The sequence below is a fragment of the Arenibacter sp. S6351L genome, assembly GCF_023016025.1.
GTDB classification, from domain to species: domain Bacteria; phylum Bacteroidota; class Bacteroidia; order Flavobacteriales; family Flavobacteriaceae; genus Arenibacter; species Arenibacter algicola_B.
Map to the genome: position 1 here is coordinate 1 of NZ_JALKBB010000008.1, position 23,735 is coordinate 23,735.

The 23,735-nt window shown below is 39.1% G+C and carries 35 protein-coding genes; 32 read left to right on the forward strand and 3 right to left on the reverse strand.

Annotation, left to right across the window (positions count from 1 at the left end):
* Positions 1–98: 98 nt before the first annotated feature.
* From MWU82_RS08350 to MWU82_RS08360, 3 genes are read right to left on the reverse strand one after another with little or no spacing between them, the layout of a single operon-like run.
* On the reverse strand, positions 99–1,019 hold the full coding sequence (locus MWU82_RS08350) for a hypothetical protein (RefSeq protein ID WP_247096087.1): 921 nt from the start codon (positions 1,017–1,019) through the stop codon (positions 99–101).
* Between the two features lie 17 nt (positions 1,020–1,036).
* On the reverse strand, positions 1,037–2,737 hold the full coding sequence (locus tag MWU82_RS08355) for a SusD/RagB family nutrient-binding outer membrane lipoprotein (RefSeq protein WP_247096088.1): 1,701 nt from the start codon (positions 2,735–2,737) through the stop codon (positions 1,037–1,039).
* A gap of 11 nt (positions 2,738–2,748) precedes the next feature.
* Positions 2,749–5,904, reverse strand: coding sequence for a SusC/RagA family TonB-linked outer membrane protein (locus tag MWU82_RS08360; RefSeq protein WP_072865357.1), 3,156 nt, complete (start codon positions 5,902–5,904; stop codon positions 2,749–2,751).
* Between the two features lie 573 nt (positions 5,905–6,477).
* On the opposite strand from MWU82_RS08360, the gene rpsL reads away from it, so the two are divergent.
* From rpsL to rplQ, 32 genes are all read left to right on the forward strand, one after another.
* Positions 6,478–6,852 (forward strand): 30S ribosomal protein S12, encoded by a 375-nt coding sequence (gene rpsL, locus MWU82_RS08365; protein ID WP_031445118.1) that lies wholly within the window; start codon positions 6,478–6,480, stop codon positions 6,850–6,852.
* A gap of 77 nt (positions 6,853–6,929) precedes the next feature.
* Positions 6,930–7,406, forward strand: a complete 477-nt coding sequence (gene rpsG / locus MWU82_RS08370) for a 30S ribosomal protein S7 (RefSeq protein WP_072865355.1) — start codon at positions 6,930–6,932, stop codon at positions 7,404–7,406.
* A gap of 9 nt (positions 7,407–7,415) precedes the next feature.
* Complete coding sequence (fusA, locus tag MWU82_RS08375; protein WP_247096089.1) at positions 7,416–9,548, forward strand: elongation factor G; 2,133 nt, start codon at positions 7,416–7,418, stop codon at positions 9,546–9,548.
* An 11-nt stretch (positions 9,549–9,559) separates the two neighbouring features.
* Positions 9,560–9,865: a 30S ribosomal protein S10 gene (gene rpsJ, locus MWU82_RS08380; protein WP_010230113.1), complete on the forward strand. Its 306-nt coding sequence runs from the start codon at positions 9,560–9,562 to the stop codon at positions 9,863–9,865.
* A gap of 159 nt (positions 9,866–10,024) precedes the next feature.
* Positions 10,025–10,645, forward strand: a complete 621-nt coding sequence (gene rplC / locus MWU82_RS08385) for a 50S ribosomal protein L3 (RefSeq protein ID WP_031445115.1) — start codon at positions 10,025–10,027, stop codon at positions 10,643–10,645.
* Entirely contained in the window at positions 10,645–11,274 is a 630-nt protein-coding gene (gene rplD, locus MWU82_RS08390) for a 50S ribosomal protein L4 (RefSeq protein ID WP_215946050.1), read from the forward strand. The genes rplC and rplD overlap by 1 nt, the downstream gene beginning before the upstream one ends.
* A gap of 7 nt (positions 11,275–11,281) precedes the next feature.
* Positions 11,282–11,572, forward strand: a complete 291-nt coding sequence (rplW, locus tag MWU82_RS08395; protein ID WP_215946049.1) for a 50S ribosomal protein L23 — start codon at positions 11,282–11,284, stop codon at positions 11,570–11,572.
* Between the two features lie 9 nt (positions 11,573–11,581).
* Positions 11,582–12,406 (forward strand): 50S ribosomal protein L2, encoded by an 825-nt coding sequence (gene rplB / locus MWU82_RS08400; protein WP_215946048.1) that lies wholly within the window; start codon positions 11,582–11,584, stop codon positions 12,404–12,406.
* 13 nt (positions 12,407–12,419) lie between these two features.
* Positions 12,420–12,698, forward strand: coding sequence for a 30S ribosomal protein S19 (gene rpsS / locus MWU82_RS08405; protein ID WP_026810026.1), 279 nt, complete (start codon positions 12,420–12,422; stop codon positions 12,696–12,698).
* A 3-nt stretch (positions 12,699–12,701) separates the two neighbouring features.
* A complete protein-coding gene (gene rplV / locus MWU82_RS08410; RefSeq protein WP_031445111.1) occupies positions 12,702–13,109 on the forward strand; it encodes a 50S ribosomal protein L22 in 408 nt (135 codons plus the stop codon).
* A 10-nt stretch (positions 13,110–13,119) separates the two neighbouring features.
* On the forward strand, positions 13,120–13,842 hold the full coding sequence (gene rpsC / locus MWU82_RS08415; RefSeq protein ID WP_031445110.1) for a 30S ribosomal protein S3: 723 nt from the start codon (positions 13,120–13,122) through the stop codon (positions 13,840–13,842).
* A gap of 20 nt (positions 13,843–13,862) precedes the next feature.
* Positions 13,863–14,282, forward strand: coding sequence for a 50S ribosomal protein L16 (rplP, locus tag MWU82_RS08420; RefSeq protein ID WP_072865349.1), 420 nt, complete (start codon positions 13,863–13,865; stop codon positions 14,280–14,282).
* Positions 14,283–14,299: 17 nt separating this feature from the next.
* Positions 14,300–14,491 carry a 50S ribosomal protein L29 gene (gene rpmC, locus MWU82_RS08425; RefSeq protein WP_031445108.1) on the forward strand — a complete coding sequence of 64 codons (192 nt, stop codon included), beginning with the start codon at positions 14,300–14,302 and terminating at the stop codon, positions 14,489–14,491.
* Positions 14,492–14,504: 13 nt separating this feature from the next.
* Entirely contained in the window at positions 14,505–14,762 is a 258-nt protein-coding gene (gene rpsQ, locus MWU82_RS08430) for a 30S ribosomal protein S17 (protein WP_031445107.1), read from the forward strand.
* Positions 14,763–14,764: 2 nt separating this feature from the next.
* Complete coding sequence (gene rplN / locus MWU82_RS08435) at positions 14,765–15,133, forward strand: 50S ribosomal protein L14 (RefSeq protein ID WP_031445106.1); 369 nt, start codon at positions 14,765–14,767, stop codon at positions 15,131–15,133.
* 13 nt (positions 15,134–15,146) lie between these two features.
* The gene (gene rplX / locus MWU82_RS08440; RefSeq protein WP_110357441.1) at positions 15,147–15,461 is read left to right on the forward strand and encodes a 50S ribosomal protein L24; all 315 of its coding nucleotides are present in this window, start codon (positions 15,147–15,149) and stop codon (positions 15,459–15,461) included.
* A gap of 2 nt (positions 15,462–15,463) precedes the next feature.
* Positions 15,464–16,015 (forward strand): 50S ribosomal protein L5, encoded by a 552-nt coding sequence (gene rplE / locus MWU82_RS08445; protein WP_117020122.1) that lies wholly within the window; start codon positions 15,464–15,466, stop codon positions 16,013–16,015.
* Between the two features lies 1 nt (position 16,016).
* Positions 16,017–16,286: a 30S ribosomal protein S14 gene (rpsN, locus tag MWU82_RS08450; RefSeq protein WP_110357439.1), complete on the forward strand. Its 270-nt coding sequence runs from the start codon at positions 16,017–16,019 to the stop codon at positions 16,284–16,286.
* Positions 16,287–16,353: 67 nt separating this feature from the next.
* Entirely contained in the window at positions 16,354–16,752 is a 399-nt protein-coding gene (rpsH, locus tag MWU82_RS08455; RefSeq protein ID WP_215946047.1) for a 30S ribosomal protein S8, read from the forward strand.
* A 20-nt stretch (positions 16,753–16,772) separates the two neighbouring features.
* Positions 16,773–17,315 (forward strand): 50S ribosomal protein L6, encoded by a 543-nt coding sequence (gene rplF, locus MWU82_RS08460; protein WP_072865345.1) that lies wholly within the window; start codon positions 16,773–16,775, stop codon positions 17,313–17,315.
* Between the two features lie 11 nt (positions 17,316–17,326).
* Complete coding sequence (rplR, locus tag MWU82_RS08465) at positions 17,327–17,683, forward strand: 50S ribosomal protein L18 (protein ID WP_215946046.1); 357 nt, start codon at positions 17,327–17,329, stop codon at positions 17,681–17,683.
* 7 nt (positions 17,684–17,690) lie between these two features.
* Complete coding sequence (rpsE, locus tag MWU82_RS08470; RefSeq protein ID WP_031445099.1) at positions 17,691–18,215, forward strand: 30S ribosomal protein S5; 525 nt, start codon at positions 17,691–17,693, stop codon at positions 18,213–18,215.
* A 13-nt stretch (positions 18,216–18,228) separates the two neighbouring features.
* Complete coding sequence (gene rpmD / locus MWU82_RS08475; protein ID WP_072865343.1) at positions 18,229–18,408, forward strand: 50S ribosomal protein L30; 180 nt, start codon at positions 18,229–18,231, stop codon at positions 18,406–18,408.
* Between the two features lie 15 nt (positions 18,409–18,423).
* The gene (gene rplO, locus MWU82_RS08480) at positions 18,424–18,876 is read left to right on the forward strand and encodes a 50S ribosomal protein L15 (RefSeq protein WP_215946045.1); all 453 of its coding nucleotides are present in this window, start codon (positions 18,424–18,426) and stop codon (positions 18,874–18,876) included.
* Between the two features lie 12 nt (positions 18,877–18,888).
* Positions 18,889–20,232, forward strand: a complete 1,344-nt coding sequence (gene secY, locus MWU82_RS08485; protein ID WP_215946044.1) for a preprotein translocase subunit SecY — start codon at positions 18,889–18,891, stop codon at positions 20,230–20,232.
* A gap of 3 nt (positions 20,233–20,235) precedes the next feature.
* Positions 20,236–20,451: a translation initiation factor IF-1 gene (gene infA, locus MWU82_RS08490; RefSeq protein ID WP_013549436.1), complete on the forward strand. Its 216-nt coding sequence runs from the start codon at positions 20,236–20,238 to the stop codon at positions 20,449–20,451.
* A gap of 9 nt (positions 20,452–20,460) precedes the next feature.
* Positions 20,461–20,577: a type B 50S ribosomal protein L36 gene (ykgO, locus tag MWU82_RS08495; protein WP_013621733.1), complete on the forward strand. Its 117-nt coding sequence runs from the start codon at positions 20,461–20,463 to the stop codon at positions 20,575–20,577.
* 2 nt (positions 20,578–20,579) lie between these two features.
* A complete protein-coding gene (gene rpsM / locus MWU82_RS08500; RefSeq protein ID WP_031445095.1) occupies positions 20,580–20,954 on the forward strand; it encodes a 30S ribosomal protein S13 in 375 nt (124 codons plus the stop codon).
* Between the two features lie 13 nt (positions 20,955–20,967).
* Positions 20,968–21,360 (forward strand): 30S ribosomal protein S11, encoded by a 393-nt coding sequence (gene rpsK, locus MWU82_RS08505; protein ID WP_031445094.1) that lies wholly within the window; start codon positions 20,968–20,970, stop codon positions 21,358–21,360.
* A gap of 103 nt (positions 21,361–21,463) precedes the next feature.
* Positions 21,464–22,069: a 30S ribosomal protein S4 gene (rpsD, locus tag MWU82_RS08510; protein WP_031445093.1), complete on the forward strand. Its 606-nt coding sequence runs from the start codon at positions 21,464–21,466 to the stop codon at positions 22,067–22,069.
* A gap of 19 nt (positions 22,070–22,088) precedes the next feature.
* The gene (locus MWU82_RS08515; RefSeq protein WP_031445092.1) at positions 22,089–23,081 is read left to right on the forward strand and encodes a DNA-directed RNA polymerase subunit alpha; all 993 of its coding nucleotides are present in this window, start codon (positions 22,089–22,091) and stop codon (positions 23,079–23,081) included.
* Between the two features lie 57 nt (positions 23,082–23,138).
* Positions 23,139–23,696: a 50S ribosomal protein L17 gene (gene rplQ, locus MWU82_RS08520; RefSeq protein WP_247096090.1), complete on the forward strand. Its 558-nt coding sequence runs from the start codon at positions 23,139–23,141 to the stop codon at positions 23,694–23,696.
* The last annotated feature ends 39 nt before the right edge of the window (positions 23,697–23,735 follow it).

Consider the following 23,735-nt stretch of genomic DNA (forward strand, 5'->3'; position numbering starts at 1 on the left):
CCTAATTTTATACATAACAAAAAACCTGTGAAGTTAAATTCACAGGTCTAATATATATTCTTTAAAAACCGTCAACCTATTTTAGGACGACTCATGAGTTACCTGGTAAATAATTGCGGCCAATCCAATCCGCCTTCCCTAGTAATTACAACTGTGCCAGAATCTCCATAGTCATTAGTCCATGTCATGGTTAACTCAGGACCGGTTACATCCGTAATTACCCAGATGTATTCTAGACCATATTGGTCGAGGCCTCCGGAAATGATTTCACCACAAACCTCGCTAAAAGTGGCTCCACCACTTGTGGCTGGGCCATCGTTCCAGCATGATGATTCGTATTGGCCAAAACCTAGGTCGGAAGTGAGGTAATTGCCTCCACCCTGGTCGGTCCAAGTAACTGAGCCTGTAACTTCTCCTGTAGGACAGGCTGTAGGACTGTTGGCTGCTTGAAGATTGGTGGTAACGTATGTATGGGTTCCTCCCAAATCTGATAGACAGGACACGACATAATCCAATTTAACAGTAAAATCGGGATAAGCGTTGAAATCTGCAGCATAATAATTTGGTTCTCCTTTACTATTAAGAACTTCAAGTTTGGAGCCATCTTCAAACGTATAGGATGTAAAAAATTTAAGGACATCTCCTACTTGTATATCAGCAGCACTATTTAATTCTGAAAAGGCACCTATTATTTGGGTCCCAGTAATTGAATACTCCTTAGGATATTCGGTAACACCGGCATCCAAGGTAATTGGTCCGTACAAATCACCATCTACAGTAAGGTAGTACGCCTTTAGGTCAAAGGATGTAGGTTCTCCTACACCTACACCAACTGTGAACTGTAGGTTTAGATTAGTTATTCCTGTAAGATCAATAAAATCAGGGCTTCCAGCTACCATTTTAAAATCGGGTAGGGCACCATTGGTCGTATTGATTGCCGAAGTGCCCCCGTCATCATCACAAGACGTATTTAGCACAAATAGGGCTAAAAAAAGGCTTAATATATATATGTTTTTCATGTTATGAATTTTATCTATTAATTATCCCAAAATATTTTATAGGTCGTAGCATCCTTCTGGGCAGGTGCATTCTCATTAACGTTCAATTCGGCTTGTGGCCAGAATAGGGAAACCTGGTACGGTCTTGTCAATGTTGTTTCACTGTCATTTAATGGCCAGGCATCTCCATTGTCCAATTGATATTCTGGAGAAGGTCCATTGGGATTGGCCAATACAGGGTACCCGGTTCTTCTGTAATCATTATATTGATCAAAAGGATCTCCAAAAGTGGACACCCATTTTTGGGTCATGATAATTTCCATCTTTTTGGCATCGGAAGCAGCATCGTATTCCGCCAATACTCCATCTATGAAATCGGCCACTGCAGTGGTTCCTTCTAATTTTGGAACGGTTTGGTCAGTTTCCGAATTGGCAACTACAACATCCACCTTTTTAAAAGCTGCGGTCATAGCATCTTCCAACACTGTTCTTGCATCACCGGAAATTACATTGGCCTGAATTAATTCGGCCATGATAAATAAAGATTCATGATACGTTAACATCCTATGAGGAGCTGCACCTGTACCGGCATTTACATCGGCATCACCACCTTCACCGTCATCATATCTACCTCCGGCAGGATAAATCCCTGGGTAGGTAGAAGATTCCCTCGAAGCAAAATCCCTATTAGGGCTTACACTACCAAATCTAATGGTATGGAAACCTGTGTTTCTATCCCAATAATCCGCCTTAGGGTCACCTGTAGTTGGATCACCAACATCTGGAGGTAATTGTCCAGGGGTCAACTGGTTAAAGAAATAATAAGGAAGCCTAGGGTCTTCAAGTCCATTGTGAATGTTTGGATTCCATCCTTTAAGGATTTCGTAGAACCAAGGGCTGGCATAATGGCTGGTTTGACCTGTTGTGTAAGTAGTTCTAAAAAGTGGGTTTCTCTCTTCTGCCGGTGATTGGGTAGTAGAGTAAGGAAATTCAAAATCGTCAGCGCTACTGGCCATAAAATTGTCTGCCGCAATTAGAGCATTTAATTTACCTGCATTAAACAGGGAGGATAAACGAATTTCGTTGTACAATTTTAACTTCAGGGTATTCACGAATTTGTTCCATTTGGAAATACTTCCACCGTAGAACAAATCTTGTGTGCCAGGATTGGAACCTTGTCCACTATTAATATTGGCAAGACCTTCATCAATCAGTGCCAATGCATTTTCGTAAATGGCAGTCTGATCATCAAAAACCGGACTAACAATGCCTGCGGCAAGCTTGGATGCCTCGGAATAAGGCGCATCTCCCCAGATATCTGCAATAATGGTGGCGGTGTATCCTTTAAGTACTTTGGCCATTCCTACAATGATCATCTCCTCTTCGGCAGTTCCTTGCTCAATTATGATATCAGCTTCAGTTATTACCGAATAGGCAACATCCCAAGAATTTTGGATATCGGTATTATCCTGCCTGGTACCATATTGATCCTGCTCTTCACGGAAGGTGAATTGGTGTACATAGGCGGAAAGTTCTTCTGCCATATAAACCCTAAATTCAGTAATCAGATTAAAATTTCTCTCCGTGTCCGTCAAAAGTTGATCTAGAGGAGCTGTAGTAGGATTGTTTGGGTCTGTATTCACATCCAAATAGTCACTACAATTGTAGAAAAGTAAAGACACCAATGCTACGGCGAACATTGTGCGGCTTTTCAGATTTATTTTAAATATATTTTTCATAGTTCTTTTTATTAAAATGTTACGTTAAGTTTAAACCCAAATCTTTTGGAACTAGGGGCCGACTGGGTTTCAATACCCTGTAGGTTACCTGACCCATAGGCAGTAACATCTGGATCAAAATTGGTATATTTAGGCACGTTTGGTGCAAAATACCATAAGTTGTTCCCCACGACAGAAAATGTCATGGCTCCTATAAAGGTCTTGTCCAAAAACTTTTTTGGAACTTCGTAGGCCAATGCAATTTCCCTTAACCTAAATACTGTACCATCATAAATGGTGGCCTCGTCTACAGTGTTAATACCAAAAGTATTACTATTGGTGGTAGGTGAGAAATATAGGTTGTTCATTGTAACTTGAGTGGTATTTGGAATCTTGTTGCCAGCATTGTCAAGAATGGCCTCTCCTGTAGTTGGATTTCCGTAAACACCAGGTATTATATAAGTACGTTCCCTATCTTCTGTATCCTTGGTTACCCCTCTACCTAATAAGGATGCTATTGTAGTTGAAGCTACGTCACCTCCTTCTTTCCAGTCTAATTGTGCCTGTAAACTCAAGGTTTTATATTTGAAAGTATTGGTAAATCCTATTTTGAAATCAGCGTTGGGATCACCCACTACTTTGTTTTCCAAAGCCTGTAGGATACCTCCACCACCTTCTTCAATTAAATAATTACCTTCATCATCCCTTGCAAAAGCGGTTCCGTAGAATACTCCAAAAGGTTCCCCTTCGTCTACAAAGGCAATTTCGTTTACGTTAAGTGGAAACCTGTCAAGACCCTCGATCAATTCGTTTACTACATTATCGTTTTTGGTAAATGAGGTAAAAGTAGACCACCTAAAATTCTCGGTCCTAATTGGAATAAGAGTTAAACCTATTTCAATACCTGTGTTTTCCATTTCACCAATGTTGGTCAAAAATGAAGTATATCCTGAAGAGGTAGGTACATTAACCTCTGAAATCAAATCTGTAGTTGTTTTTTTGTACCAGGTAAAGTCGAGTATCGCTCTGTTGTTAAAGAGTTCCAAATCCAAACCTACTTCAAATTCTTCTGTGTTTTCTGGGCTTAAACTAGGATTTCCAAGTGTGGTTGGGACAAATACGGAAGGTTGTCCTGCGTATACTGTTCCAACACTAAAAATCTTATTAATCTGGTATGGGTCTGCATCCCTGCTCACGTTGGCCCAACCTCCTCTAATTTTACCAAAGCTGATAATGTCATTTTTTAACCCAAATGCCTCCGTAAATATAAAGGATGAGGAAACCGATGGGTATAAGAAGCTATTGTCGGTTTTGGGTAGTGTTGATGACCAGTCGTTTCTGGCAGTGGCGTTTAAGAACAAATAATCCTTATACCCCAATCCCAAGTCTCCAAAAACACCAACTATTCTTTTTCTTGATATTTCATCCACATCGGAAACCACATTGGCCGTGTTGTTAACGGTAAAGATACCATCTGCGATTAGATTGGTCCCAGTATAACCAACACGGTGGTCAGAAATTTGGTTAACGTTGTTACCCACCAATAAATTCATATTTAAATCTTCGGCCAAGTCATAATTGAAAGTGACCACAAAGGTTGATTCAATTTCTTCACTGTCGTAATTGTCTGTTACAACTCTACCTGTTCCCGAAGCTGCCCTTGAGCCTTTGTCGGTTATTTCTACACGGGCCAGATCATATTTATTGATACCCAACTGATATCTTGCATTAATGTGCTCGTTAAAATCGTAAGCAAAATTTACGTTAGCCACAGTCCTGTTTACACCTGTTCTTATTTGATTGTGTTCCCATGACCATAATGGGTGGTCCCAACCCCCGTTGGGGATTACGGGTGCACCATTGGCATCTTCATAGGGAAGACTAAGGTCCCATGTTCTACCCAGTACGAGTGTTCTCGCAAAGGAGGAGGCAGCCCCCGCGTATTGGTTTTCACCTAGGAATGGACCCACTTGGTAGCTATCAGAGTAGCTAAGGTTTGCACCAACTTGTAAGCCATTTTCCAACTTAAAATTACCCCCTGCAGATATATTGGTCCTTTTGTATGAGTTAAAAGGTATATACCCTTGTTGGTCCATGTTGGAAATGGTAAGACTAAAATTGGAGTTTTCCTTGGCAGAACTAATGTTTACCGAATTGTCTGCAACAAATCCAGTTTTAAACAAGTCCTTAACGTTGTCTGGTTGCGCCACATAAGGAACAGTGGGTCCAAACTGGTCAGGAAATGCATTTAGCAAGTTGGGCCAAGTTGGGATGGTTTCTAGGGAGTCAAATCTTGCACCCCATGAACCGTTTGCGTTGTTGTAGTTGAAATTGGTTCCGTTACCGTAAGTATTCTGGTATTCAGGAAGGTTGGCGATTTTTTCAAAATAAACCCCTGTGTTTAGGGATACCTCGAATTTTTTGTTGGACAAACCACCAGATTTTCCTGACTTTGTAGTAATGATGATTACCCCGTTTACCGCCCTTGAACCATAAAGTGCCGCTGCTACCGCTCCTTTTAGCACTTCAACATTGGCAATGTCGTTAGGGTCTAAAGAAGAAATACCGGTTTCATAACCACCACCACCGGTAATCTGGCTGGAGGTTTCAACCTCGGTATTACTATAAGGGGTACCGTCTACAACAAATAAGGGTTGGTTACCTCCTTGGAAGGAAGTGGTACCTCTTATACTTATTTTATTGGAAGCACCGGCAACACCTGTAGATACGTTTACGTTTACTCCAGGTACTTTACCGTTAAGGGACCTTATTAAGTCCGGTTCAGAGTTCTCTGTAATTGATTCGGCTTCAACAGATTTAACGGAGTATCCCAAAGATCTGGGGTTCCTCTTAATACCCAAGGCCGTAACAACCACTTCTTCCAATGCCTGCGCATCTTCTTCCATTTGGACGTTGATGGTGTTACTGGCACCGACTGTCATTCTAGCATTTTTTTGACCTATATAAGAGAATACCAAAACTTGCCCAACGCTTGCATCGATGGAGTAAAGTCCATCAAAATCTGTTTGGGTTCCAGTTGTAGTTCCCTCTACTAGGATGTTCACTCCAGGGAGCGGAAGACCGTCTTGGTCCGTTACCGTACCTGAAATCGTTTTTTCTTGTGCAAAGGATAATTGCACAATCAACGCTAGGAATAGCGTTAGGATTCCACTTAACTTTGTTTTCATTTTATGATTATTTGAATTAGCAACTGCAAAAATCTTAAATCTCTGTTAATAAAACAAGCTTTTGGGCATATTTCTTATGCACGCATAATAAAATAATGTTAAAAAAGTCTGTTTGGGAGGTTAATTATGAATTTTTAATACATTAGTATGTGATATTTTTACATTTAAAACATTAGTCTGACTTATTTGTAGGATTTTTTTTCATAAAACACGTTAATATATTGACAAATTCGCAATAATCACAATTATTGGGAGCTATTCGAGGTTTTGATTATGTTATTCTTTGTGATTAATCGATTAAGCTGAGAATGTATTAAAATATGGTTGAATTGTATTGTGTTCATTCTCTGTTTTTGACTTGTTTTGGTTTAAATTTCATAATCACGGATAAGTCATTTTTAGTTCTTTTGAATCTTCATTAAAAGGTGTAATTAGATCTAATTCTGACCTACTTAATATGTTGCGGATAAAAAATATAAAAAATAAATAGCGTAGGGTTTGAATTATTGTGAATAATTACTACATTTGCCAGCCCTTAAAAGAGGGGTTAAGTTTTTATTATACAAAAATAGTATGCCAACAATTTCACAATTAGTACGAAAAGGAAGAGTCACGATTACTAAGAAGAGTAAATCGGCTGCTTTGGATTCGTGTCCTCAAAGAAGAGGTGTATGTACACGTGTTTATACTACCACTCCTAAGAAACCAAACTCTGCAATGCGTAAAGTGGCAAGGGTAAGGTTGACCAACGGGAAGGAAGTTAACGCCTACATACCAGGTGAGGGTCACAATTTACAAGAGCACTCGATAGTATTAGTAAGAGGCGGAAGGGTAAAGGATTTGCCAGGAGTTAGGTATCATATCGTTAGAGGTGCCTTGGATACAGCAGGTGTTGCTGGAAGGACACAACGTAGATCTAAATACGGAGCAAAACGCCCTAAGAAGTAAAAATTTGTTAAAAGTTAAGTATTAAAGGTGTTGTGCTTTTAATAATTGACTATTGACCATTAACTCAAAAAGAAGAAATGAGAAAAAAGCAGGCAAAAAAGAGACCACTTTTACCAGATCCAAGGTTTAATGACCAATTGGTGACCCGTTTTGTTAATATGATGATGTGGGATGGTAAGAAGTCGGTGGCCTTTAAAGTTTTTTACGATGCTATAGATATCGTAGAAGAGAAAAAGACAGACGAAGAAAAAACAGCATTGGAGCTTTGGAAAGATGCATTGTCCAATGTTATGCCTCATGTAGAGGTAAGAAGTAGAAGGGTAGGAGGAGCTACTTTTCAGATTCCTATGCAGATCAGACCAGACCGAAAAATTTCAACCGCAATGAAATGGCTTATCAGTTATTCTCGAAAGAGAAATGAAAAGGCCATGTCGCAAAAATTGGCAGGGGAAATTTTGGCTGCATCAAAAGAAGAAGGTGCTGCTGTTAAGAAAAGAGTGGATACTCATAAAATGGCTGAGGCCAATAAGGCATTCTCACACTTTAGATTTTAATAAGCAGAAATGGCAAGAGATTTAAAATATACAAGAAATATTGGAATTGCAGCACATATTGATGCTGGAAAAACAACTACTACCGAAAGGATTTTGTTCTATACGGGAGTTAGTCATAAAATAGGTGAGGTGCACGATGGTGCGGCTACGATGGACTGGATGGAGCAGGAGCAGGAAAGGGGTATTACCATTACTTCTGCTGCTACTACCTGTGAATGGAATTTCCCGATGAAAAATGGGGCCGTTATAGATGAGACCAAGCCTTATCACTTTAATATTATAGATACTCCGGGACACGTTGATTTTACCGTTGAGGTAAACCGTTCCTTAAGGGTATTGGATGGTCTGGTATTCTTATTTAGTGCGGTTGATGGTGTTGAGCCACAATCAGAAACTAACTGGAGATTGGCAGATAACTACAAAGTGCCAAGAATGGGCTTTGTTAACAAAATGGACCGTCAAGGATCTAACTTCTTAAACGTGTGCAAGCAGGTTAGGGAGATGTTGAAATCCAATGCAGTGCCAATTGTATTGCCTATAGGTGATGAAGCGGATTTTAGAGGTGTAGTTGACTTGGTTAAGAACCGTGCAATTGTATGGCACGAGGAAAACTTTGGTGGTACTTTTGATGTAGTGGATATTCCGGCCGACATGAAAGATGAGGTTAGGGAATATAGAGCTGCTTTGATCGAGGCTGTTGCCGAGTATGATGAAACTTTAATGGAAAAATTCTTCGAAGACGAAGATTCCATTACCGAAGATGAAGTAAACGCTGCTTTAAGGGCTGCTGTTATGGATATGAGTATCATACCTATGATCTGTGGTTCTTCATTTAAGAACAAAGGGGTTCAATTTTTATTGGATGCCGTATGTCGCTACTTGCCATCGCCTTTGGATAAGGATGCTATTGTAGGTACTAATCCTGACACTGAAAAGCCTGAGTCCAGGAAGCCAAGTGTTAAGGAGCCATTTGCTGCCTTGGCATTTAAGATAGCTACTGATCCTTTTGTAGGTCGTTTGGCATTCTTTAGGGCTTATTCAGGTAGATTGGATGCTGGTTCTTATGTATTGAACAATCGTTCAGGAAACAAGGAGCGTATTTCCAGGATTTACCAAATGCATGCCAACAAGCAAAATGCAGTGGAGTATATTGAGGCTGGGGATATAGGTGCAGCTGTTGGGTTTAAGGATATTAAGACCGGGGATACCTTGTCTGATGAAAAACACCCAATTGTTTTGGAAAGTATGAACTTCCCTGATCCGGTTATCGGTATTGCGGTAGAGCCCAAAACAAAAGCTGACGTTGATAAATTGGGAATGGCTTTGGCTAAATTGGCTGAAGAAGATCCAACTTTCCAAGTAAAAACAGATGAAGCATCCGGTCAAACTATTATTTCCGGTATGGGTGAGCTTCACTTGGATATTATTGTTGACCGTTTAAGACGTGAGTTTAAGGTTGAAGTAAGTCAAGGTGAGCCACAAGTTGAATATAAAGAAGCATTGACCAAGACGGCTGCTCATAGAGAGGTTTACAAAAAGCAATCTGGTGGTCGTGGTAAATTTGGTGATATCGTCTTTGAGATGGGACCTGCTGATGAAGATTTTGTTGGAACTGGTTTACAGTTTGTTGATGAGATCAAAGGTGGTCGTATACCAAAAGAATTTATCGGTCCTGTTGAAAAAGGATTTACAGCTGCTATGAAAAATGGACCATTGGCCGGTTATGAAATGGATAGAATGAAAGTGGTTCTTAAGGATGGATCTTTCCACCCTGTGGATTCTGATGCGCTATCTTTTGAATTGGCTGCCAAAATGGGTTATAAAGCTGCTGGAAAAGCTGCAGGTGCTGTAGTTATGGAGCCTATCATGAAATTGGAGGTTTTGACTCCTGAAGAAAACATGGGTGATATAGTAGGTGACTTGAACCGTAGAAGGGGAACTGTTACCAACATGGATGACAGAGCGGGTGCCAAAGTAATTAAAGGTACAGTGCCATTGTCCGAAATGTTTGGATATGTAACTTCTTTGAGAACTTTGTCTTCTGGTAGGGCAACTTCTACAATGGAATTTTCACATTACGCTGAAACACCATCCAATATTTCAGAAGAGGTTATCAAGAAAGCAAAAGGATTAACAGCTTAAATCGTACTAAGATGAGTCAAAAAATTAGAATAAAATTAAAGTCGTACGACCATAACTTGGTAGATAAATCTGCTGAGAAGATCGTAAAAACGGTAAAGACTACAGGTGCGGTGGTAACTGGACCAATTCCTTTGCCAACACATAAGAAAATATTTACGGTTTTGCGTTCACCGCACGTAAATAAGAAAGCAAGAGAGCAGTTCCAATTAAGTTCTTACAAAAGGCTTTTGGATATATACAGCTCTTCATCAAAGACCATTGATGCCCTAATGAAGTTGGAACTTCCTAGTGGTGTTGAGGTTGAGATCAAGGTATAGTTCTGATTTCGGAATTCATAATTCGAAATTATGAAAGACATGTCCCGAGCGTTTCGCGAAGGAAAAACGGAAAAAAATATATTCAGGGTTGAATTGTTTTTTGACCCTGTTTTTTTGTCGATAATTTAAATAGTAATTAATTAATAATCAATTATAAATATGTCTGGGTTAATAGGTAGAAAAATAGGTATGACCAGCATTTTCGATGAAAATGGAAAGAATATTCCATGTACAGTAATCGAAGCTGGACCATGCGTAGTTACCCAAGTCAGAACCGAAGAGGTGGACGGGTACAATGCCCTTCAGCTTGGTTTCGATGACAAGGCAGAAAAACGTGCTAATAAAGCGGCTACAGGTCACTTTAAAAAAGCAGGAGCTTCTCCTAAGAAAAAAGTCATGGAATTCAGGTATTTTGAAGAAGGTGCGCACAAATTAGGGGATACTCTTGGGGTTGACCTTTTTGTGGAAGGAGAATTTGTTGATGTAATCGGTACCTCTAAAGGTAAAGGTTTTCAAGGTGTTGTTAAAAGACACGGCTTCGGCGGTGTTGGTCAATCAACCCACGGTCAGCACAATAGGTTAAGGGCTCCAGGTTCCATTGGTGCTGCTTCATATCCTGCAAGAGTTTTTAAGGGAATGAAAATGGCCGGTAGAATGGGTAGCGATAGGGTTACCGTTCAGAACCTAAGAGTATTAAAGATTGTTCCAGAGAAGAACCTTTTAGTAGTAAAAGGTTGTGTTCCTGGTCATAAGAACGCTTACGTAACTATTGAGAAGTAATGAAGGTAGCAGTTTTAGATATAAAGGGAAAAGAAACAGGTAGAAAGGTTGAGCTTTCGGACGCTGTATTCGCAATAGAACCAAACAATCATGCTGTTTATTTGGATGTTAAGCAATATTTGGCACACCAAAGACAGGGTACGCACAAATCCAAAGAGCGTGCTGAAATAGCAGGTAGTACAAGAAAGATCAAAAAACAAAAGGGTACAGGTACTGCTCGTGCGGGTAGTATTAAGTCTCCGGTGTTTAGAGGTGGTGGACGTATTTTTGGGCCAAGACCAAAGGATTATAAGCAAAAATTGAACAAGAATGTTAAGCGTTTGGCCAGAAGGTCTGCCTTGACTTTGAAGTCAAAAGACAATGCTATAGTTGTGGTTGAGGATTTCAATTTCGAAACGCCAAAAACTAAGGATTTTAAGCAAATTTTGAAGTCTTTGGGCTTGGAGAATAAAAAATCCTTAATTGTGTTGGGTGATTCAAATAATAACGTATATTTGTCCTCACGCAATTTAGAGCGTTCTGAGGTTATAACTAACTCAGAATTAAGCACTTACAAAATATTAAACGCTAACAACCTAGTGTTGTTGGAAGGTTCTTTGGAAGGAATCGAATCGAACTTAATTAAATAAGCGAACCATGGGTGTGTTGATAAAGCCAATTATTACGGAAAAAATGACTGCTGATAGCGAGTTGCACAATCGTTATGGTTTTTTTGTTGATCCAAAAGCCAACAAGATTCAGATTAAGGAAGCAGTGGAAGCAACTTATGGTGTTTCTGTCGATAAAGTTCGAACAATGAATTATGGTCCTTCGCGCAAGTCGCGTTACACCAAGACTGGTGTACAGCACGGAAAGACAAGTGGTTTCAAAAAAGCCATTGTTGATGTAGCAGAAGGAGATATTATTGATTTTTACAGTAATCTATAAAGACAAAAAATGTCAGTTAGAAAATTAAAACCAATCACTCCTGGGCAGCGTTTTAGAGTAGTAAACGGATTTGACGCCATTACTACTGATAAGCCGGAAAAAAGCTTGCTTGCTCCGTTAAAAAAGTCGGGAGGTAGAAACAGTCAAGGAAAAATGACCATGCGCCAAAAAGGTGGAGGTCATAAGAGAAGGTATCGTGTTATTGATTTCAAAAGGGAGAAGCAAGGAGTTGCTGCCACTGTTGAATCAATTCAGTACGATCCAAACAGAACAGCTTTTATAGCATTATTGGTATATACCGATGGCGAAAAGAGATATGTAATTGCTCCAAACGGTTTACAAGTTGGACAAGAAGTATCTTCTGGTGCCGGGGTTGCTCCAGAAATCGGGAATGCACTTCCTTTGAGTGAAATACCTTTGGGTACTATCATTTCGGGAATTGAATTGCGTCCTGGACAAGGAGCGGTAATGGCAAGAAGTGCCGGTACATTTGCCCAGTTAATGGCGAAGGACGGTAAGTTTGTTACCATTAAATTGCCATCAGGTGAAACCAGATTGGTTTTAGCAGATTGTTTGGCCACTATAGGTGCAGTATCCAACTCGGATCATCAGTTATTGGTGTCAGGGAAGGCTGGTAGAAGTAGATGGTTGGGAAGAAGACCAAGAACAAGACCGGTAGCGATGAACCCTGTTGATCACCCCATGGGTGGTGGAGAAGGTAGGGCTTCTGGAGGTCATCCTAGATCTAGAAACGGAATTCCTGCAAAAGGTTACAGGACCCGTTCCAAGACCAAGAGTACCAACAAGTATATTTTAGAACGTAGAAAGAAATAAAAAGTAGAAAGAAATGGCACGTTCATTAAAGAAAGGACCTTACGTTCACTATAGTTTGGATAAAAAAGTCCAACAAAATGTTGAATCTGGTAAAAAGGCAGTCATTAAGACATGGTCTAGAGCTTCTATGATTACTCCTGATTTTGTAGGTCAGACAATAGCGGTTCACAATGGAAAGCAATTTGTACCTGTTTTTGTAACAGAGAACATGGTGGGTCACAAATTAGGTGAATTTTCTCCGACACGATCTTTTAGGGGTCACGCTGGAGCAAAAAATAAAGGAAAAAAGTAAGCTATGGGAGTTCGTAAAAAACAAATGGCCGAAAGAATTAAGGCAGAAAAGCAGCAAATAGCGTTTGCAAAGTTGAATAATTGCCCTACTTCCCCTAGAAAAATGCGCTTGGTAGCGGATTTGGTTAGAGGTGTAAAAGTGGAGAAAGCGCTTGCTATTTTGAAATTCAACCAAAAGGAATCATCTCGTAGATTGGAGAAGTTATTGCTTTCTGCAATAGCTAACTGGCAATCCAAGAATGAGGATGCGAGTGTTGAGGATGCTGAACTTTTTGTTAAGGAAATCAGAGTGGATGGTGGAAGTATGTTGAAAAGACTGCGTCCTGCCCCACAGGGAAGAGCACATAGAATTAGAAAACGTTCCAACCACGTTACCTTGGTTTTGGGATCTAACAATAACACACAAAGCTAGAGCATTTAGTATGGGACAGAAAACAAATCCAATCGGAAATCGTCTAGGAATTATCAGAGGATGGGAATCTAACTGGTACGGTGGAAACGATTATGGTGATAAACTTGCCGAAGACGATAAGATCAGAAAATATGTTCATGCACGTTTGGCGAAAGCGAGTGTGTCTAGAATTATTATTGAGCGTACCCTTAAGTTGATTACGGTTACTATTACCACTGCAAGACCAGGTATTATCATTGGAAAAGGTGGTCAGGAAGTAGACAAATTGAAGGAGGAGCTTAAAAAGATTACGGACAAGGAAGTTCAGATCAATATTTTTGAGATAAAAAGACCCGAATTGGACGCTAATCTTGTTGCTGCCAGTGTAGCGCGTCAAATTGAAAGTAGAATTTCTTTTAGAAGGGCTATAAAAATGGCAATCGCAGCGGCCATGAGAATGAACGCTGAGGGAATTAAAATTCAGATTTCTGGACGTTTGAACGGAGCTGAAATGGCAAGATCCGAATCTTATAAAGATGGTAGGATTCCATTGTCCACTTTTAGAGCTGATATAGACTATGCATTACATGAAGCGCATACTACCTATGGAAGATTGGGTATTAAAGTATGGATCATGAAAGGTGAGGTTTATGGAAAGAGAGAGCTTTCTCCATTAGTTGGTATGGCTAAGAGCCAGGCGCCAGGTAAAGGTGGTAAGCAAGAAGGACCGAAGAAACAACGTCGTAGAAAGTAATTTTTTAAAGAAGTAAAGAAATGTTACAGCCAAAAAGGACTAAGTTCCGAAAAATGCAGAAAGGTCGTATGAAAGGGATCTCTGGAAGGGGTCATCAGCTTTCAAACGGTATGTTCGGTATTAAATCAATGGATACCTCTTTTATAACATCGCGCCAAATAGAAGCAGCTCGTATTGCTGCAACTAGGTACATGAAGAGAGAAGGCCAATTATGGATCAAAATATTCCCGGACAAGCCTATCACCAAGAAACCTTTGGAGGTACGTATGGGTAAAGGTAAAGGTGCTCCAGAATATTTCGTAGCTGTGGTATTGCCAGGAAGGGTTATGTTCGAGGTTGCCGGTGTGTCTCTTGATATTGCAAAAGAGGCTTTGCGTCTTGCGGCACAGAAACTACCAGTAAGAACGAAATTTATTATTGCTAGGGACTATTCTGCTTAATATAATTGCAAGGTATCATGAAACAATCAGAAATAAAAGAATTATCAGTTGAGGGGTTAAAGGAAAAGAGTGCTGAATTTAAAAAGCAGTATTCTGATTTGAAATTGGCCCATTCGGTTACACCATTGGAAAACCCTTTACTTATAAGAAAAGTGAGAAGAACGGTGGCTAGATTGGCAACTGAATTAACTAAAAGGGAATTACAATAATTGGTTCTGCTTTATGGAAAAAAGGAATTTAAGAAAAGAGAGAATAGGAGTTGTCACTAGCAACAAAATGGAGAAATCAGTAGTGGTTTCAGAAGTTAAACGTGTTAAGCACCCTATGTACGGTAAGTTCGTGTTGAAGACTAAGAAATATGTTGCGCACGATGAAAAGAACGATTGCAATATTGGCGATACGGTTAAGATAATGGAGACTCGTCCATTGAGTAAGACCAAATGTTGGAGATTAGTGGAAATCATTGAAAGAGCTAAATAATTATGTTACAGCAAGAATCTAGACTAAAAGTAGCGGACAATACGGGTGCAAAAGAAGTTTTGACCATTCGTGTGTTGGGAGGTACAAAAAGAAGATATGCTTCTGTTGGGGATAAAATTGTAGTTGCCGTTAAGGAAGCTACTCCTAATGGGGCTGTTAAAAAAGGTGCAGTTTCCACAGCAGTTGTTGTAAGAACAAAGAAAGAAGTTAGAAGACCTGATGGTTCTTATATTCGTTTCGATGATAATGCCTGTGTTCTTTTGAACCCAACTGGGGAAATGAGAGGAACACGTGTTTTTGGACCAGTGGCCAGGGAACTTCGTGATAAGCAGTTCATGAAAATTGTATCATTGGCTCCAGAGGTGCTTTAATAAAAATAGCAAAATGGGAAAATTAAAAATCAAAACAGGGGATACTGTTAGAATTATTGCCGGAGACCACAAAGGGGTAGAAGGTAAGGTTGTGAGTGTAGACCGTGAAAAAAACAAGGCGATAGTTGAAGGAGCCAATATGGTTTCCAAACACGAAAAGCCAAGTGCTAGCAATCCTCAAGGAGGGATTGTTAAGAAAGAGGCTCCCTTACAGATATCCAATCTGTCATTGATCGATCCAAAATCTGGAGAGACCACTAGAGTTGGATTTGAAGTAAGAGATGGTAAGAAAGTAAGATTTTCTAAGAAATCTAAAGAAGTAATTTAGTTATGGCTTACGTTCCAAGATTAAAACAGGAATATAAAGAAAGAGTTGTTAAGGCTCTTAAAGAGGAGTTTGGTTACAAAAATGTAATGCAGGTTCCTAAATTAGAAAAAATTGTTGTTAGTAGAGGTGTTGGTGCCGCTGTAGCGGATAAGAAACTTATAGACCATGCGGTAGATGAGTTGACCAATATTACTGGCCAAAAAGCAATTTCAACGATGTCTAAAAAGGATGTTGCTGCATTTAAATTACGTAAAGGAATGCCAATTGGGGCAAAAGTAACCTTACGTGGAGAGAGAATGTACGAATTCTTGGATAGATTGGTGACAACTGCATTGCCTAGGGTAAGGGATTTCCAAGGAATTAAGGCCACTGGTTTTGATGGAAGAGGGAATTATAATCTTGGTATTACGGAGCAAATCATATTTCCAGAAATAAACATTGATAAAATTAACAGAATCAATGGTATGGATATTACATTTGTAACTTCTGCGGAGACAGATAAAGAAGCTAAATCATTATTAACCGAATTAGGACTACCTTTTAAAAAGAATTAGTATGGCTAAAGAATCCATGAAGGCCCGTGAGGTCAAAAGAGCTAAAACTGTAGCTAAATATGCTGAGAAGAGAAAAGCCTTAAAAGAGGCTGGTGATTATGAGGGGTTACAGAAATTACCTAAAAATGCTTCTCCTGTTCGTATGCACAACCGTTGCAAACTAACTGGAAGACCAAAGGGTTACATGAGAACTTTCGGTATATCTAGGGTTACTTTTAGGGAAATGGCCAATAATGGTCTTATACCGGGAGTAAGAAAAGCTAGCTGGTAATAAAAGAGTATAAACTGGTTTCAGGTTTAACAATAGTGTTAAAAACCGTTACCGTAAATCAATAATTATGTTTACAGATCCAATTGCGGATTATTTAACGAGAATTAGAAATGCAAGTAGTGCCGGCCACAGAGTGGTTGAGATTCCTGCCTCTAATTTAAAGAAAGAAATTACTAAAATATTATTCGATCAAGGATATATTTTAAGCTACAAATTTGAAGATAGCGCGGTTCAGGGGACTATTAAAATAGCCTTGAAATATGACAAATTCACAAAAGAGCCGGTTATAAAGAAAATAAAGCGAGTTAGTACACCAGGACTTAGAAAATATGCTAGCTCCGAGGAGTTGCCAAGAGTATTAAACGGTCTTGGTATTGCTATTATTTCTACTTCCCATGGTGTAATGACCAGCAAACAGGCAAAGCTTGAGAATGCAGGTGGGGAAGTATTATGTTATGTTTATTAATACTATAAAGATTTAGAAAGATGTCTAGAACAGGTAATAATCCAATAGCAATTCCAGAAGGAGTAACCGTAGAGGTTAAGGAAGATGTTATTACTGTAAAAGGTAAGCTGGGAGAACTTTCCCAAGAATTTTCTGGTGCTGCTGTTAAGGTTGAAGATGGTCAAGTATTTGTTACAAGACCTTCAGATTCCAAGGAGCATAAAGCAAAACATGGTCTTTACAGATCTTTGATCTTTAATATGGTCCAAGGAGTTTCTAAAGGATGGGTAAAGGAATTGGAGTTGGTAGGAGTAGGATATCGTGCCAGTAACCAAGGACAAACATTGGATCTAGCTTTAGGATTTTCGCACAATATTGTTTTGGATTTGGCTTCAGAGGTAAAAGTGGAGACCGTATCCGAAAAAGGAAAGAATCCAATTATAAAGCTAAGTTCGCATGATAAGCAATTAGTGGGGCAGATCGCCGCTAAGATTAGATCTTTCCGTAAGCCAGAGCCTTACAAAGGAAAAGGAATTAAGTTCGTTGGTGAACAATTAAGAAGAAAAGCTGGTAAATCGGCTTAATAATTAGCATTATGGGATTAACGAAGACTGAAAGAAGACTACGTATCAGAAGGAGGATTAGAAAAATATCCTCAGGTACTGCAGAAAGGCCAAGGCTTGCTGTTTTTAGAAGCAATACTGGGATATACGCTCAAATCATTGATGATGTCGCTGGAACAACTTTAGTGTCCGCTTCCTCAAGGGATAAGGCGTTGGCTAAGGCTAAAGGGACTAAAACAGAAGTGGCTAACCTAGTTGGAAAGGCTATTGCCGAAAAGGCAAAAGAAGCTGGAATAGAAGCTGTTGCTTTTGATAGAGGTGGTAATTTATACCATGGAAGAGTTAAATCATTAGCCGATGGCGCTAGGGAAGCAGGATTAAAATTCTAAGAATATTATGTATCAGAAATACAAAAACGTAGAGACTGTTAAGCCGGGAGGTTTAGAATTAAAAGATAGATTGGTTGGGGTACAACGTGTTACCAAAGTTACTAAAGGTGGTAGAGCGTTCGGTTTCTCTGCAATAGTTGTCGTAGGTGATGAAAATGGAGTTGTAGGTCACGGTCTAGGTAAGTCTAAGGAAGTTGCTACGGCAATTGCCAAGGCTATAGAAGATGCTAAAAAGAATCTTATTAGAATTCCATTGAACAAAGGTACTTTGCCGCATGAACAAAAAGGGAAATTCGGTGGAGCTAGAGTTTATATCCAGCCTGCATCGCATGGTACCGGAGTAATTGCAGGTGGTGCGGTTAGAGCAGTATTGGAAGCAGTAGGTGTTCATGATGTATTATCTAAATCACAAGGTTCTTCCAACCCTCATAACGTGGTAAAAGCTACTTTTGATGCGCTTTTGCAACTTAGAGGAGCAAAGACAGTTGCAAACCAAAGAGGTATTTCTTTAGAAAAAGTTTTTAAAGGATAAAACCAAGAATATAATGGGAAAGATTAAAGTAAAACAGGTAAAGAGCAGTATTAAAAGAGCTCAAAATCAAAAGAGAACATTAGAGGCTCTTGGTTTACGAAGAATAGGACAGGTGGTAGAACATGATGCTACCTCAAATATTCTTGGAATGATAAATAAAGTTAAACACTTAGTTTCCACAGAGGAGGCTTAATATAATTTTAGTGTTATGAATTTAAGTAATTTAAAGCCAGCGGAGGGTGCCGTCCAAAAAGCCGGTAAAGTCGTAGGTAGAGGTCAGGGTTCCGGTAAGGGAGGTACTGCTACCAGAGGACATAAAGGTGCTAAATCCAGATCTGGTTATTCTAAGAAAATTGGTTTCGAAGGTGGACAAATGCCATTGCAGAGACGTGTGCCAAAATTTGGTTTTACGAATATCAATAGAAAGGATTACGCTGGGATCAATCTTGAAAAATTACAGGAATTGGTAGATAAAGGAGCCATTAAGGATACGGTTACTTTGGAAATCCTTGTAGAAAATGGATTGGTTGGTAAAAACGATTTGGTTAAGATTCTTGGTAATGGAGAGCTAAAAGCTTCCCTTAAAGTTTCTGTACATAAATTTACAGCTACCGCAAAGGCCGCAATTGAGGCTGCAGGTGGTGAAGCTATAAGTTTATAAGCAAAGAATACTATGAAGAAATTTTTCGAGACATTATCAAATATTTGGAAGATTGAAGAACTAAAGGGTAGAATAATCGTTACCCTTGGTTTGCTTTTGGTGTATCGTTTTGGTGCACAGGTGGTTCTTCCAGGTATTGATTCTACCCAGTTAGGTGCTTTGGCATCCAGTACTGATAGTGGTATCTTAGGAATATTGAATGCCTTTACTGGAGGAGCATTGTCCAATGCCTCGGTTTTTGCGTTGGGAATTATGCCCTATATTTCTGCTTCCATTGTGGTGCAGTTAATGGGTATAGCCATTCCTTATCTTCAAAAGTTGCAAAAAGAAGGAGAAAGCGGAAGAAAGACGATCAATCAAATTACCAGATGGCTTACCATAGGTATATGTGTCGTTCAGGCTCCTGCTTATTTGTACAGTTTGGGAGCTTTAGGTGTTCCAGATAGTGCCTTCGTATTTGGTAAGGGACTTGATTTTGTGATTCCCTCAGTAATTATTTTGGTTGCTGGAACCATTTTTGCAATGTGGTTGGGTGAAAAAATTACCGATAAAGGTATCGGAAATGGTATATCCCTTCTGATCATGGTTGGTATTATCGCCAATATGCCACAAAATTTTGTACAGGAATTTATTTCCAGAACGGCTAATAACAACGGTGGACTAATGTTCATGCTTATTGAGGTCATCATCTGGTTCGTGGTAATATTGTTATGTGTGTTGTTGGTAATGGCTACTCGTCAGATTCCTGTTCAATACGCTAGAAGGACTGCTTCCGGTGGATATGAAAAGAATATCATGGGATCTAGACAGTATATTCCTTTAAAGTTGAATGCTTCTGGGGTAATGCCTATTATATTTGCGCAAGCTATTATGTTTGCACCAGGATTGTTGGGCAAGACCTTTAACAATACCGCTGTAGGACAGTGGATGGAAGTTCAATTCCAAGATATATTTGGATTGGCCTACAATCTTTTGTTCGGGTTCTTGATTATTGTTTTCACCTATTTTTATACGGCGATTACAGTACCTACCAATAAAATGGCCGATGATCTAAAAAGAAGTGGTGGTTTTATTCCTGGAATTAGACCAGGAAAGGAAACTGGAGATTTTTTGGATAAGATAATGTCGTTGATTACATTACCTGGATCTGTTTTCCTTGCGTTGTTGGCAGTATTGCCTGCAGTGATTGTAAAGCTTATGGATGTACAGGCAGGATGGGCATTGTTTTACGGAGGAACGTCATTGTTGATTATGGTAGGTGTGGCGATCGATACAGTGCAACAAGTAAATTCTTATTTGTTGAACAGACATTACGACGGTTTAATGAAATCAGGAAAAAATAGAAAGGTAGCATAGATTATGGCTAAACAATCAGCAATAGAGCAAGATGGAAGCATAATTGAGGCATTGTCAAATGCCATGTTTCGCGTGGAGTTGGAAAACGGTCACGTGGTAACGGCGCATATCTCTGGAAAAATGCGTATGCATTATATTAAGTTACTTCCAGGGGATAAGGTTAAGCTCGAAATGAGCCCCTATGATTTAAGTAAAGCAAGAATTACATATAGATATTAAGTAAATAGGATGAAAGTTAGAGCATCAATAAAGAAAAGAAGTGCCGAGTGCAAGATTGTGCGTAGAAAAGGCAGATTGTACGTAATTAATAAAAAGAATCCTAGATTTAAACAAAGACAAGGGTAATTATGGCAAGAATTGCAGGTGTAGACATACCAAAACAGAAAAGAGGGGTAATAGCCCTAACCTATATCTTTGGTATAGGAAAAAGTAGGGCAAAGGAGATTTTATCTACGGCCCAAGTAAGTGAGGATACCAAAGTATCTGACTGGAACGATGATGAGATTGGTCGTATTCGTGAGGCAGTTTCTTCTTTGACTATTGAAGGGGAATTGCGTTCTGAAAACCAATTGAACATTAAGCGTTTAATGGATATAGGTTGTTATAGAGGTATTCGCCATAGATCTGGTCTGCCTTTAAGAGGTCAGCGTACCAAAAACAACTCTAGGACAAGAAAAGGTAAGAGGAAAACAGTTGCTAACAAGAAGAAGGCAACTAAATAATAATTAGGATATTATGGCAAAGGCAAATGCAAAAGCGGCAAAGAAGCGTAAAGTTATAGTAGAGTCTGTGGGCGAAGCCCATGTTACTGCTTCTTTTAATAATATTATTATTTCTTTAACCAACAAGAAGGGTGATGTAATTTCTTGGTCTTCAGCAGGTAAAATGGGTTTCAGGGGTTCTAAAAAGAACACTCCTTATGCAGCTCAAATAGCTTCTGAGGATTGTGCTAAAGTTGCTCATGAAGCTGGTTTAAGAAAAGTAAAGGTTTATGTAAAAGGACCGGGAAATGGTAGGGAATCTGCTATTCGTTCCATACATAACTCAGGAATTGAGGTTACAGAGATTATCGATGTAACTCCAATGCCGCACAATGGTTGTAGACCACCAAAAAGAAGAAGAGTATAATTAATAGTAATCAATTGCCCCAAAAGGGTATTTCAAGGAGATGTAGTTACGATTATCGAAGGATAAGCCTTAATTCATGATCACGTTTCCAAACTAAAAGAAAATGGCAAGATATACAGGACCAAAAACAAAGATCGCCCGTAAATTCGGTGAAGCGATTTTCGGAGATGATAAATCTTTTGAGAAAAGAAATTATCCTCCAGGACAACACGGTAATAACAGACGTCGTGGTAAAAAGTCTGAATATGCTATCCAGTTAATGGAAAAGCAAAAGGCAAAATACACTTACGGTATTTTGGAGAAACAATTCCGAAACATATTTGCAAAAGCAAATAGAAGTAAAGGAGTAACCGGTGAGGTATTACTTCAATTGTGTGAATCGCGTCTAGATAACGTTGTTTACAGAATGGGTATTTCCCCTTCTAGAAGCGGAGCAAGACAATTGGTTTCACATAGACATATTACGGTAAACGGAGAGTTGGTTAACATTCCATCCTATACCTTGAAAGCTGGTGACGTTGTTGGTGTTAGGGAAAAATCAAAGTCTTTAAAAGCGATCGATGACGCTCTTTCTGCAAATAGCAGTGTGTACGAGTGGATCACTTGGAATTCAGAAAAAATGGAAGGGAATTTTGTTTCCGTTCCAGAAAGAATGCAAATTCCAGAGAATATCAAAGAACAATTAATAGTCGAGTTATACTCTAAATAAAAACAACACTGATCCAATTATGGCATTATTAAATTTTCAGAAGCCCGATAAAGTTATAATGATTGATTCCTCCGATTTCGAAGGTAAATTCGAATTTCGTCCATTGGAACCAGGTTATGGCTTAACTGTTGGGAACGCATTAAGAAGAGTTTTGCTTTCGTCCTTGGAAGGTTTTGCTATCACTTCTGTTAGAATTGATAAGGTGGAACATGAGTTCTCTGTAATTTCCGGTGTTGTGGAAGATGTTACCGAAATCATTCTAAATCTTAAACAAGTTCGTTTCAAAAGACAGATAGACGATGTTGACAGTGAGACAGTATCTATCTCTGTTAGCGGAAAGGAACAGTTGACTGCAGGTGATTTTCAAAAATTTATTTCTGGTTACCAAGTATTGAACCCAGATTTAGTTATTTGTAACATGGATCCCAAGGTTAGCATTAATATGGAGATTACCATAGATAAGGGTAGGGGATATGTGCCAGCAGAGGAGAATAAAAAATCCAATGCACCATTAGGTACCATAGCCGTAGATTCTATCTTTACTCCTATTAAAAATGTAAAGTACAGTATAGAAAACTTTCGTGTTGAGCAAAAGACCGATTATGAAAAATTGGTTTTTGAAATCGCAACCGATGGTTCAATTCATCCAAAAGAGGCATTGACCGAAGGAGCAAAGGTTCTAATACACCACTTTATGTTGTTCTCCGATGAGCGTATTACCTTAGAGGCGGACGAAATTGCACAGACAGAGACTTATGATGAGGAATCATTGCATATGCGTCAGCTATTGAAGACCAAATTGGTTGATATGGATCTTTCTGTAAGAGCTTTGAACTGTTTGAAAGCTGCTGAAGTTGATACACTTGGTGATCTGGTTTCTTTTAACAAGAACGATTTGATGAAGTTTAGAAACTTTGGTAAAAAATCCTTGACCGAATTGGAAGAATTGGTTATCAACAAAGGTTTGAGCTTTGGAATGGATTTGTCAAAATATAAATTGGATAAAGATTAATTGAACTTTCAACGGAATTGGGAATACCAAAACCAAGAAAGACTATAGAAAAGAACAATGAGACACGGTAAGAAAGTTAATCATTTAGGAAGAAAGGCAGCCCATAGAAAATCTATGTTGGCAAACATGGCCTGTTCATTAATAGAGCACAAGAGAATTAATACAACTGTTGCCAAAGCAAAAGCTTTAAAGCAGTTTGTGGAACCATTGATTACCAAATCAAAGACTGAGAATAATCAAACAGTTGAGAAGGGTACTCACAACAGACGTATTGTTTTTAAAAGCCTTCGCGACAAGTATGCGGTTACCGAGCTTTTCAGCAGCGTTGCTGAAAAGGTAGCCGACAGACCAGGAGGATATACCAGAATTATCAAATTAGGTAATCGTCTTGGGGATAATGCTGACATGGCAATGATAGAGCTTGTAGATTTTAATGAAATCTACAATGCCGGCAAGCCTAAGAAGCAAAAGACCACAAGAAGGGGTAGAAGTAAAAAAGCAGATGATGCTGCAGCGGTTGTTGAAGAAACTGCAAAAGCTGAAAGTCCAAAGGCTGAAGAACCAAAAGTAGAAGAGCCGAAGGCAGATAAAAAAGCTGATGATGCTAAAGAGTAAAATTGTTATTAAATATTAATAATTGTTAAAGGATAAGCC